The sequence below is a fragment of the Microcoleus sp. w2-18bC1 genome (assembly GCF_036700365.1).
In the GTDB taxonomy this organism is placed as follows: Bacteria; Cyanobacteriota; Cyanobacteriia; order Cyanobacteriales; family Microcoleaceae; genus Microcoleus.
Map to the genome: position 1 here is coordinate 19333 of NZ_JAUBOS010000071.1, position 12451 is coordinate 31783.

Sequence of the window (12451 nt, forward strand, 5' to 3'; positions counted from 1 at the left end):
AAATTCTGCGTTGATCGTGACTGATTTGGCTGGAAACATCCAGGTGATGAGGCTCAAAAGCCTCTCCAGGACTGTGTTGGGATGCACTTTTGATTAAATACGACCTCCAGCGTGCGTCGGCTTGCTGTGAAAGCCAGTTAAAAAATTTTGATTTGTGGGGAACTCTTGGGGAAAATCTAAAGTCTGGTCAAATACAGTGTACTTAAAAGAAATCGCAGCTTAGTTCCAGCCCCATTGCGGGCGATCGAACTCTCCGGCGATCGACAGTGCCCGCGGGCCCGGTGCAACTTCTCAATCTTGAGAGCATACTCCCATTAAAAATGGTCTCTGTGTATCTTCCGGGTATTGTTTGAATAATGACTAGCCATATCGATGGTCATTATGGTAAACTCGCAAACGTTTAACTGGAATATTTTCGTGTTAGAGGAGGCAGTGGTGGAGTCGAGAGTCAAAAGCAGGAAACAACAGAGATTTGCTGCTCAACGAATACAGGATTCAACTCGCGCTCCGAGGCTCGCTGCTGACAATTTAAATTACATGACAGCTTATAGCAGCCGGGTAAATTAGGGTCTCAACCGATGTCCGGTTTCATTTATTGAATCCCTTTGGAGGGAAAAGTGTATTGTAGAAAAATGATTGATCTTTTAGGAGGAGTGTAAATGACACAGGTAACAAATCCAACACAACCAGCAAGTTCATTACCAGGTGGTGGTGGCGGTGGCTCAACCGTTATCGGCATCACTGGCGCCAACAGGTTGAACGGCAGCGATGGTAGCGATATTATCCTGACTTTTGGGGGCGCAGATGTCGTCGCTGGTGGCGGTGGCAACGACCTGATTATTACCGGAGGCGGAAATGACAGTATCGGTGGCGGCGACGGCAACGATAATATCTTTTCAGGCAGCGGCGCCGATGTGGTCGCTGGGGGCAGCGGCGACGACCGGATCTTTGCTGGTAAAGGGGATGACCTCGTTGATGGCGGTGACGGCAATGACTTGGTTTCTGGCGACAGAGGCAACGACACCGTACTTGGCGGAAGTGGCAGCGATACAGTCTTTGGCGGCCAAGGCAATGATATTGTCGACGGCGGCGACGGCAACGACACTGTATACGGCGGTAAAGACAACGATACTGTCAATGGTGGCGGTGGCAATGACTTTATCTCTGGCGACAGAGGCAGCGATGTCCTGATCGGCGGTGCTGGTAGCGATACGTTCTACTTCTTCTCCAGCGGTGGCGATTATGGCGTAGACACGATCACTGACTTTACCCCAGGCGAAGATAAGATCCGCTTGAAGCAGGGCGGTGTGTTCGCTGGTTTGGGTAGCAGCTTCGAGGCAAGCGAGTTTGTCGTCGTTTCTAATTTCAACGCAGCTACTCCAGGAGCAACCACGACCAACAAGTTGGTCTACGACCCAACAAGCGGTGCGTTGTACTTCAACGGCGCCAGCGGAGTGCTAACTATTGCTCAGTTGCAGCCTGGCCTGACAATTACCTCGAACAACTTCGAGTTGTTCTAAAACAACTGGCTGTTGTGGGGCAGCACCGGATAAGATTCGGGGCTGTTCTCACAAAGCCGGTAGTTTTAAAGGATTTCAACCTCACTCTGCTACAAGCGGGGTGAGGTTGAAATATTCAATGCAGGAACTAAAGCAGGGGCAGTAAAAAAATTGCTCGACAGTTATTGATAAAATTAATTGATCGCCCGATCGGGCAAAATATAAATACAAAGTTTTTAAATTAGAATTTCTAGGTTTTACTGAAGCGGTAAAGAAACCGCAACTGCACCGCGAGCAATGAGCACTGAAGAATATATCCGGCAAGCCCAAATTTATTTGAACCGGGGGAAGTTAACTGAGGCGATCGAGTTTTGCAAAAAGGCGATCGAACTTCAACCATTTTCGCCCTCGGCTTACACGACTTTAGGCGAAATTCTCGACGCTCAAGGCGATCCGACGGCGGCAAGAGACGCTTTTGTGCAAGCTTTGGAGATTTCGCCCCAGTTTTTTCTGGCTCATGCTTATTTGGGTCAACTTTACAACGACTATGCGTGGCTGGATGAGGCGGTTTTTCACTACCGACAAGCTCTGGATTTGAAACCAGATTGGGCTGAAGTTCATTATAACTTGGGAAATGTTTTTCACAAGCAGGGTAATTTGTTGGGGGCGATCGACTGTTACCGAAATGCGATCGCCAAAAAAACGGATTATCTCGATGCTTTATACAATCTGGCTGTGGTTTTAGATGAAAATAGTCAGCTCGCAGCGGCAATGGATACCTACCGACAGGTGATTGCTTTAAAGCCGGATTACGTGGAAGCTTACACCAATCTGGGTGTGATTTTGCTAAAGGACGATCGGGCTGCTGAGGCGATCGAGGTTTACCAGCGGGCGATGGAGATTAAGCCGGATTGGGCGACGCTGCACAATAATTTGGGTCAAGCCTTGCTGGACAAAAATCCCGATCGGGCGATCGCATCTTACCTCACCGCTATTGAGTTGGAGCCGGACATGGTTTTGGCTCATTACAATCTGGGGAAAGCGTGGCAATTACAGGGGGAACATTCGGCTGCGGTTGCTTGTTTCGATCGCGCGATCGAGATCAATTCTGACTATATTTCGGGCTATACAGACGCCGGGTTTTCTTTGATGGTTTTGGGCAAAATTGCTGAAGCCATGCCTTATTTTGAGCGGGCAATAGCTCTGAAGCCTGATTTTGTTGAAGCTTACTGCCGCTTAGGAGACAGGCGCAGAGTTGCGGCGGTAGAAGATGATGAATTGTCAAGGGCGATCGCTGCGTGCGATCGATTTCTCACAGCATTGATGGGAAGGAAGAAGGAAGAAGGAAGAGGGAAGAAGGAAGAAAAAGAAACTATTCCCAATGCCCAATGCCCAATGCCCAATGCCCAATTACCAATTGCTGAAATTTGCGATAATTTAGCCGAAATTTACTTGCATTTGGGAAATGCTTTAACAGAGTACGGCGGGCACGAATCTGCCACCACTTATTATCAAAAAGCTTTGCAAATTCAGCCCAAAAATGCAGAGCTTTACTGGCGGGTGGGAAATTCCTTAGCCCAGCAACAGCGCTTGGGCGCAGCAATTGCAGTTTACCGCATAGCTTTGACGATTCAACCTGCTTTACCGCAGGTTTATTTTGAGTTGGCAAAACTGCTGGAAAAACAGGGGCGCTGGGAACGGGCGATTGATTATTATCAAAAAGTTTTAGAGCTGCAATTGCACGGGTATGGGGAGCAGAAAGAATGGAAAACAAAGAGTTTTATCTTGCCAGATAACACCTCTCTAAAACCTCCTCACGGTATTTATTTAGCGAGTTGGGATTGGCTAGTTAATGCTAAGCTGGATGCTGATAATTATGTGGAAATATTTTGGAAATCGGCACCAGAAGCAAGTGCAGAAAATATTCCGAATTCCCAATTTGCGATCGCTAATTCCAAATTGGCTAATTCCGATTGTGCGGGGTTAACTTGCGGGCTGTGTTTGCAGCGACTTTCTAAGTGGTTCGATCCGGTGCATTTGGGTTGGGGAGTTTGCCGTTTGTCCAACTCGCAACCGATACCTGTGGAGGCGCCCAAGACTTTTGTGGCAGCAATTCCCAACGGGCGAGTTTGGATTGTTCCACAGGAAAATTATTGGCTGATTTGTAAGGCGATCGCTGTAATTACTCCTGACAATTATTTGTTGGCTGATGTGTCGAGAGATTACCCGGGATTTTTGCCGGGATGCGAAAAGCATGATGTGAGAAAACACAGCGTTTTTCAGTTAGAATCCTTTCCAGGTTTAAAGCAAATTGATGGCAGCGTGGCGGTGCTTTCTGGTTTGTCGGGGAATGTCTATTTTCACTGGATGGTTGACGTTTTGCCGAGGATAGAATTGCTGCGGCACAGCGGTAGGGATTTGGCGGAGATTGATTGGTTTTTGGTGAATAGTTGTCAGCACCAATTTCAGCGGGAAAGTTTGAGAATTCTGGGCATTCCCGAAGAAAAAGTCTTGGAGAGCGATCGCTTGCCTCACATTCAAGCAACCGAGTTAATTGTGCCGTCTTTTGCGGGATATTTGGGCTGGCCTTCTGGGTGGGCGATGGATTTTTTGAGGCGGGAGTTTCTCAAGGGAATTCTACCTAGTTCGATATATCCCAAACGCATTTATATCAGCCGCAGCAAAGCCAGATATCGACGAGTTTTGAACGAGGAAGATGTGGTTGAGGTTTTGGAGAAATTTGGGTTTGTTTCTATTTTGCCGGAGTCGATGTCTTTGGCAGAGCAAATTGCTCATTTTTTCCACGCTGAGGTAATAGTTACAGCCCACGGCAGCGGATTGACAAATACGATTTTTTGTGGCAAGGGAACTAAAGTAATTGAGTTGGTGTCGCCTCACTATATCAGCCATTATTACTGGGGAATCAGTCAATATTTGCAGTTGGAACATTACTTTTTAACGGGCGAGGCTTTTGAATGCTATCCTATTAGACAGTTGATGTATCAGAATTCGCTGACTGAGGATATTTTAGTGAACTTGAGTTCGCTGAAAAGGATGGTTGAGGTGGTGGGTTTGAGTTAGTTGGTGTCTGGAGCAAGTTTAATTATGCCCTCGATTGAGAAGATGGAAAAGGCAGCGGTTGATTTGAGTCGGCAAGCAGAAGTTTATTTAGCCAATGGAAGGTTAAATGAGGCAGTTTCTGCTTGCGAGTCAGCGTTGAAAATTGAACCGAATTTGGCGGCAGCTTGTCAGACGCTGGCAAAGGTGATGCAGGTTCGAGGTGAAATCGAGCAAGCTAAGCAGTGGTATGAAGCGGCAATCGATCGCAATCCAAATTTGCCGGAAGTTTATGCTAATCTCGGCATTTTGTATTCTCAAGAAAAACAGTGGGAAAAGGCGATCGCCAATTGTGAAAAAGCAATTTCGCTAGCGCCGAATTTTGCTGCTGTTTATCGGCAGTTGGCGAGAATTTGGACGCAGTTAGAGAAGGGGGAAGAGGCGGCAGACTGTTGGTATCAAGCTTTTAATATCGAGCCGGATTGGGCCACGGCTGAGGAACACGTCACTCTGGGAAATAGTTTGGTTGAAGTGGGAAAGTTCGATCGCGCTATTGAATGTTATTCGCGGGCAATTAAGTTAAACCCGAAGCTAGCAACAGCTTATCACAATTTGGGGGAAATGCTGATTGGCCAGAAGCGGTGGGATGAGGCGATCGCCAATTACCGACAAGCCATTGCCATCAATCCCAATTCGTTTGAATCTTATCACAGTTTGGGTAAAACTTGGGCGGAGCGAGGAGAAGTCGATCGGGCGATCGCCTGTTACAACAAAAGCCTCGAACTCAATCCAAATTATGCTCGTGCTTATGTGGGTTTAGGTAATGTTTTGGTGCAGAAGCGCGAGTTGGATGAAGCCATTAAATGCTACCGCCAAGCTCTTGAAATCAATGATAATTCCTACTGGGCATACAATTGCTTAGGGGATGCTTTAGCTCAAAAACAACTGTGGCCCGAAGCTATTAGTTGCTACCGCAAAGCTATTGCAATAAATCCCAATATTCCATGGTTTTATGTCAATTTGGGAGTTGCCTTAACCTGCGAAAAATCCTGGGATCAAGCTGTGGCTGCTTACCTGCACGCGGTTCAGATTGAGCCGAATTTGACGGGAATCAATCAGCGGTTGGGATATGTTTTGCGGAAGCGCAGCGAATCGGGTTTAGACAGCACAATTGAAACTTATTCCCAAGGTGTAGAGGTACTTGCAAGTGGGAAAGTTTACCATAGCTTGCTGGCAATTGAGTTAGATGGAGCAGAGTTTTATATAAATTTAGGCAATAGTTTAGCGAAACAGAAGCAGTTGGAAGGTGCGATCGTATTTTATAGCATGGCACTGCAAATTGAACCCAATGCTGCGGAAGTTGTTGCAAAACTACACGAGGTTCGGGCGAAACAACAGGAGTTATACGCACAAATTGCCACTTACCGTCACCAAATAGAAATCGAGCCGACAAATTCTAAGCCTTACAACGATTTAGGAAATATTTTACCGCAATTAGGGGAATTAGAAGAAGCAATTATTTGTCACCAAAAAGCGAGCGAATTGAGGGGTTGGCCTGAGTGTGGGGCGAAAGATTATCAATTTACCCAAGATTGGTTTACCCACAATATCCCTATTTGGAAACGGCATTTGCAGGAATTTACCGGAATTGCGGATTTTCAAGTGGTGGAAATTGGCAGTTTTCAGGGAATGTCGGCTTGCTGGCTGCTGGATAATATTTTAACTCATCCGACGGCAAAGATTACTTGTATTGATTTGTATTTTCAACAACATTTTAAGGGAAATATTGTAAAAACGGGAGCAGCAGATCGGGTAATTGAATTAGAAGGTTACTCTCAAGATTTGTTAATTAATTTGGCTGCGGATTTTTACGATGTTGCTTACATTGACGGCTGTCACAAACCTACCAGCGCTCTGCAAGATGCGATTTTATCTTGGAGGTTGGTGAAAGTTGGGGGATTGATGATTTTTGACGATTACGAGTTTACGTTTCCCGACAGCCCGGAGCAAGATACTAAAATTGGGATAGATGTTTTTTTGGAGATGTTTGGAAGTCAGTTAGAAGTAGTACACAAAGGCTATCAACTGATTGTCAAAAAAATCGGCAATCAAAGTTTGGGTGAAGAGCAAACTCTGGTGTCTCTAGGTTGGGAAAAGTTGGGAGATATTGCAGCAAATGCCGGTTATTTGGATGAGGCGACCGCCCGGTATCAAACAGCTATTAAAATTAAGTCTGGCAACTACTTAACTTACCACAAGTTGGGTAAATCTATGCAAAAAAAAGAACTATTTTACGAAGCTCGGGCCGCTTACCAACGGGCGATCGCACTCAACCCTAATTTGAGTTGGGTTCACCACTTTTTGGGGGAAACTTTACAGGCAATTGAGGAATACGACGAAGCCGCTGCTGCTTACCGCAAAGCTATTGAGTTAAATCCAGATTTTTGTTGGACTTACAACAATTTAGGTGATGTACTGATGGAGCTTTCTGAGTGGGAGGAAGCTGCTGTTGCTTACCGCAAGTTAGTTGAACTAAATCCCGATTTTTGTTGGTCTTACGATAGATTAGGTAAGGCTTTGGTTGCTCTGGAAAATTGGGAGGAGGCGGCCGCGGCTTACCGCAAAGCTATTGAATTAAATTCCGATGATTGTTGGCTGTACAATTGTTTGGGAGAAGTTCTGGAATCACAAGAAAATTGGCCCGAAGCAGCAGTGGCTTTTGGTCGTGCTATTGAGCTAGAATCTGATCATAGTTGGCTGTACAAAAAGTTGGGTGATGCACTGCGGAAGCAAGGAGAATTGGAAAGGGCGATCGCCATTTACGAAAAAGGCATCAATCTCGATCCAAAATCCTGTTGGTGTTACGAAGGATTGGGTTTGAGTTTAATGGCTAAACAGCAGTGGGAACCTGCAATCACTAATTTAGTTCAAGCCCTGCAAATTAAACCCGATTTGTTTGAAGCTTACGATAATATAGGTTATGCTCTGGGACAACAAGGAGAAGGCGATGAGAGCGATCGGGCAAATTGCAGCAATCTAATCTTACCCTTAAGTATTCTCAAAAAATACTGTGGGTTTACAGAAGATTTGACCGTTGCAGCAGAATCCAATCCTAACCTCACCTGCATTGACATTCATCCTGCGAGTCAAATCAATTTATCAGATTCCAAAACAATCGACACCAGCCGCAGATTTTGGGAACATCAAAGTCATTCGAGAAAAGCTTTTGTTGCCGTCTTGCCAAACGGACGAGCTTGGGCAGATGTTGTGACTACCGCTGTGATTACTTCAGACAATAAACTTGTTGCTGATATTTCAATGGGCTGTTCTGAATTGGTAATCACTTCCGACAAATTGCCTCCCGCTGAACACTTGGAGGGAAATGTGGCTTTTTTATCTGCTCGCTGGGGTGGAGCCGCTTATTTTCATTGGATGTTTGATGTGATTACGCGCTTTGATCTTTTGCAGCGTAGCGGATTGATAGAAACTATAGATAAGTTTGTTGTCAATGCCAGGGATTATTCCTATCAAGCAGAAACTTTAGATACTTTAGGAATTCCTCAAGATAAACTTTTAGAAAGTCGCTGCAATTTACACATTGCCGCTGATAAATTAATAGTTCCATCAATATCTTATGACGGATCGGGGGCGGTTTCAAAATGGAAGTGTGAATATCTCAGAAAGACATTTTTAAAGGAACAACAGCCACTAAGCACCGACTATTCGGAGCGGATTTATATCAGCCGCCAACAAGCTTCCTATCGGCGAATCGTCAACGATGAAGAGGTAATTAAATACTTAGAAAAATTTGGGTTCCGCAGTGTCAAGCTGGAAACGATGTCGATAGCGGAACAAGCATCGTGTTTGGCTGCTGCTAAAGTAGTTGTCGCACCCCACGGAGGGGGGTTAACAAATCTAGTTTTTTGCAGTCCGGGAACTAAGGTAATTGAGATTTTTTCTCCCCTTTACGTTCCCTATTGTTATTGGATGATTAGCAATTTGTGCGGTTTAGAACATTACTATTTAATTGGTGATTTGGTTGATGATGGAACTCCGACCAAACCTTTACATAAGGATATGCAGTTGGATTTGAACTCGCTGGAAAAATTACTGGCTATGGCAGGAGTTTTGCATGGATAATGACTACCACAATTTGGGGAATTCCCTGCAAGAAAGCGGTAGGTTTGATGAGGCTGTTGCTGCTTACAAAAAAGCTATTGAATTAAATCCCAAGTTTTCCTGGTCTTATCACAGTTTGGGCGATGTTTGGCTGAAACTTGCAAAATGGGAGGAAGCTGTCGCTGCTTACAAAAAAGCTGTTGAGTTAAATCCCGATTTTTCTTGGTCTTATCACAATCTGGGCGATGCTTTGCTGAAACTTCGGCGATGGGAAGAGGCTGCTGCTGCTTACCGCTGCGAGATTGCACTCAACTCGGATTTTGCTTGGTCTTTTTGCAATTTAGGCGACGCTTTAACTAAACTAAAACAGTGGGATGAAGCTATCGCCACGTATTTAAAAGCTGTTAAAATTGATGGAGATTTGCCGGAAATTTACGAGAAGTTGGGATATGCTCTCGGACAAACAGATTCTGATTTAAAGTTGGTGTTAGAACAATATCAATTGCAAATTACACCGGAAAATTGGGAGTTTTATTTGAAGTTAGGAGAGAATTTAGCCAAGTACGATCGCCCAAAAAGCGCAATTATTATTTACAAATTGCTATTGACAAGGATGCCGAGTTGTGCAGAAATATCAGCGAAATTAGAGGACTTGTTGCAGCAGCAAGAAAAGTGCGGTCGCGCATTAGCCTCATCTCGCGCAACGGTAGCCCAAAAACCCGATGATTGCTGGTCTTATTATAATTTAGGTGCTGTTCTGAGCCACCAAAAATATTGGGAGGAAGCGGCGGCGACATTTTTCCAAGCAATAGAAATAAATCCCGATCTTCCTTGGTGGTTTTATTACAATTTGTGGGAAGTTTTTGTTAGGCAAAACAAGCTCGATGAAGTTGAGAACTTGTGCCGAGAAGTTGTTGCAGCTAAACCGGAGGCTTTTTGGCCTTATCTGAATTTGGGGGAAGCTTTGACAAGGCAAGGTAAAATTGCTGAGGCGATTGATTTTTATCGAACTGTCAGTTACAAACAAAGTTTTGCATCTCTTATCAGTAAGAGAACAGGCAAGATGCCTGTTCCACAAGAAGATACAGGCAAGATGCCTGTTCCACAAGAAGATACAGGCATCTTGCCTGTTCCACAAAATTGGGACTTAAAACCAGTCCAAGTTCCTAACTTTATAATTATTGGTTCTCAGCGGTGCGGGACGACTTCTCTGTATACTTATTTAGCTCAACACCCGCAAATTTTGACTCCGATTAAAAAGGAGATGGATTTTTTTTCGTGGCACTTTGACAGAGGGATTGATTGGTATTTGGCTCATTTTCCGCCCATGCCTCCGGGAGAGGAATTTGTAACTGGCGAAGCAAGTCCGAGCTATTTTGACTATCGGGAAGCACCGGAACGTCTCTACAGCGCATTTCCAGAGGCGAAACTGATTGTACTGTTACGAAATCCGGTCGATCGGGCGATTTCTCAATTTTACCGCTTGACTGACTTAAACTGGGAATCGCGATCGCTCGCTCGAGTAATTAGCGATGAAATTGAACGGTTGAATCAAAATCCAGAATACATCATCGGCGAGGAACCGGGCAATTATTTAGCTCGCGGTAGGTACATAGAATTTATTAAAAACTGGCGGACTTTCTTTCCTACAGAACAGTTGCTAATTTTGAAAAGCGAAGATTTTTATGCAGATGCAGCGACAACAGTCAAGCCAGTTTTAGAATTCTTAGATTTGCCGGGATATCAATTGTCTGAGTACCAAAATGCTAATCCCGGTTCTTACGAGCGAGTAAATGAATCGGTTCGCGACAGGTTAAGCGATTATTTCCGACCTTACAATCAGGAATTAGAGGAATATTTGGGGAGGCAGTTTGATTGGGAATAAAGTTGAGCTAAGATTAGAACAACTTGTAAGGAGGTAATACCGATGCTGACGAGCGAGCTAGATACGCTACTTAAGGAACAAGCATTCCAACGCCAAGATCCTGAAGATCGCTACATTACCGATAGCGCCAACTGGGAACAATACGAGACACTGCTGAATCGGATTGGAGATGCGGCAGGATATCGAGTTACTTATTTAGATGGAGTTTTGGAAATTATGTCGCCTTCTCGCCGCCATGAAAGTAGAAAAACTCGCATTGGAGATCTGCTGCTTATTTATTTTGTAGAAGCTGACATCGAATATTTCCCTTTTGGGTCTACAACTCTGCGACAAGAGGAAAAACGTGGCGGTACGGAACCAGATGAAGCTTACTGTATTGGCACAGATAAAGAATTTCCCGATTTGGTAATTGAAGTGATTGTTACCAGTGGCAGCATCAATAAACTAGAACTGTATAGAAGGTTGAATGTGCGAGAGGTTTGGTTCTGGCGAAATGACCGATTTTCTATCTACCATTTGCGAGAAGAAATCCCGGTTGAATTCGTGTCAAACTGCGGTTATGAATTAATCACACAAAGCGAATTGCTACCGGGAATTGATATCGATATGTTGACAGAATGTGTAAAAAATCCTCACCCGTTAGCAGCAGCAAAGGAATGGAGACAGAATTGCCGACCTACTTAAACAGCAAGTTTTAAATCTGCTAGCTGTCGCAAAGACAATGAACTGAGCTCGCGCGCGCCACGAGATTGATTCGGACTATGATTCAAACTATCGTCGCAAAGACAATGGACTGAGCTCGCGCGCGCCCAAGTCCGAGAAAAAACCCGCCTAGCCTTGACAAGTCATACTCGTTATGAGTACGCTATAATAAGCAAAGGAATTGAACCCAAGTACCCAAAAATTTAAAATCATGCTGACGAACCAAGAAGGTCAAAGAGTACCCAAAGTCACCTTTCGCACTCGCAAAGACAACGAGTGGGTCGATGTCACCACCGATGATATATTTGCAGGCAAAACCGTAGCAGTGTTCTCGCTGCCTGGAGCTTTTACTCCCACTTGTTCGTCAACGCACCTCCCCGGTTACAACGAATTGGCGAAAGTTTTCAAAGAAAACGGCGTAGATGAAATCGTTTGCATTTCCGTCAATGACACCTTTGTGATGAACGAGTGGGCCAAAGACCAAGAAGCAGACAATGTGACATTAATTCCCGACGGTAACGGCGAATTTACCGAAGGCATGGGAATGCTGGTAGACAAAACAGATTTAGGCTTTGGCAAGCGGTCTTGGCGTTATTCGATGCTGGTAAAAGATGGCTTGGTTGAAAAAATGTTTATTGAGCCAGAGGAACCGGGCGACCCTTTCAAAGTGTCCGATGCCGAGACGATGCTCAACTACATCAACTCCGCAGCAACCAAGCCGAAGGTAGTTTCGCTGTTTACAAAAATGGGCTGTCCCTTCTGCGCTAAGGCTAAGGCAATGCTGAGTCAGAAGGGCTTGGATTATGAAGAAATCGTCTTGGGCCGGGATATCACAACTCGATCGCTCCGGGCTGTGACTGGGGCTACAACAGTGCCGCAAGTATTTATCGACGGCAAGTTGATCGGTGGTTCCGAAGCCCTAGAGTCTTATTTGTCAGTTGCTTAATTAAACAACAATAACTTAGCCTGCGGGTGCACAGTGCACACCTTCGTTGTAGGGTGCGTACTGTGCGCCTTTGCCGTATTTGGGGGTATTTAGCCCGATCGAGCTTCTGAGTCAAAAGTTTGATCGGTCTATTGATCCATTCTCGTGCAACAATTACTGGGGAAGTGTGCGATTCGTTTAGCCTAAACGAGTAACAATACTCAGAGACGGCTAGTATGGCTCACAAAGCCATAACAACTAAAT

6 protein-coding genes are annotated in these 12451 nt (G+C 44.9%); all 6 read left to right on the forward strand.

Going from position 1 to position 12451, the window contains the following annotated elements; genetic code table 11:
- Positions 1 to 659: 659 nt before the first annotated feature.
- The 6 genes from QT979_RS24675 (at position 660) to QT979_RS24700 (ending at position 12208) form a co-directional block, all read left to right on the forward strand.
- Positions 660 to 1520, forward strand: coding sequence for a calcium-binding protein (locus QT979_RS24675; protein ID WP_333311957.1), 861 nt, complete (start codon positions 660 to 662; stop codon positions 1518 to 1520).
- Positions 1521 to 1796: 276 nt separating this feature from the next.
- A complete protein-coding gene (locus QT979_RS24680) occupies positions 1797 to 4580 on the forward strand; it encodes a tetratricopeptide repeat protein (RefSeq protein WP_333311958.1) in 2784 nt (927 codons plus the stop codon).
- Between the two features lie 24 nt (positions 4581 to 4604).
- The gene (locus QT979_RS24685; RefSeq protein ID WP_333311959.1) at positions 4605 to 8696 is read left to right on the forward strand and encodes a tetratricopeptide repeat protein; all 4092 of its coding nucleotides are present in this window, start codon (positions 4605 to 4607) and stop codon (positions 8694 to 8696) included.
- Complete coding sequence (locus QT979_RS24690) at positions 8689 to 10560, forward strand: tetratricopeptide repeat protein (protein ID WP_333311960.1); 1872 nt, start codon at positions 8689 to 8691, stop codon at positions 10558 to 10560. The genes QT979_RS24685 and QT979_RS24690 overlap by 8 nt, the downstream gene beginning before the upstream one ends.
- A gap of 42 nt (positions 10561 to 10602) precedes the next feature.
- Positions 10603 to 11244, forward strand: coding sequence for a Uma2 family endonuclease (locus QT979_RS24695; RefSeq protein WP_333213502.1), 642 nt, complete (start codon positions 10603 to 10605; stop codon positions 11242 to 11244).
- A 229-nt stretch (positions 11245 to 11473) separates the two neighbouring features.
- Complete coding sequence (locus QT979_RS24700) at positions 11474 to 12208, forward strand: glutathione peroxidase (RefSeq protein WP_333213501.1); 735 nt, start codon at positions 11474 to 11476, stop codon at positions 12206 to 12208.
- Positions 12209 to 12451 lie beyond the last annotated feature (243 nt).

Excerpts from the sequence above, each read along its gene's own strand:
- QT979_RS24675 (WP_333311957.1), top strand. The coding sequence starts at position 660 with ATGACACAGGTAACAAATCCAACACAACCAGCAAGTTCATTACCAGGT.
- QT979_RS24680 (WP_333311958.1), top strand. The coding sequence starts at position 1,797 with ATGAGCACTGAAGAATATATCCGGCAAGCCCAAATTTATTTGAACCGG.
- QT979_RS24685 (WP_333311959.1), top strand. The coding sequence starts at position 4,605 with ATGCCCTCGATTGAGAAGATGGAAAAGGCAGCGGTTGATTTGAGTCGG.
- QT979_RS24690 (WP_333311960.1), top strand. The coding sequence starts at position 8,689 with ATGGATAATGACTACCACAATTTGGGGAATTCCCTGCAAGAAAGCGGT.
- QT979_RS24695 (WP_333213502.1), top strand. The coding sequence starts at position 10,603 with ATGCTGACGAGCGAGCTAGATACGCTACTTAAGGAACAAGCATTCCAA.
- QT979_RS24700 (WP_333213501.1), top strand. The coding sequence starts at position 11,474 with ATGCTGACGAACCAAGAAGGTCAAAGAGTACCCAAAGTCACCTTTCGC.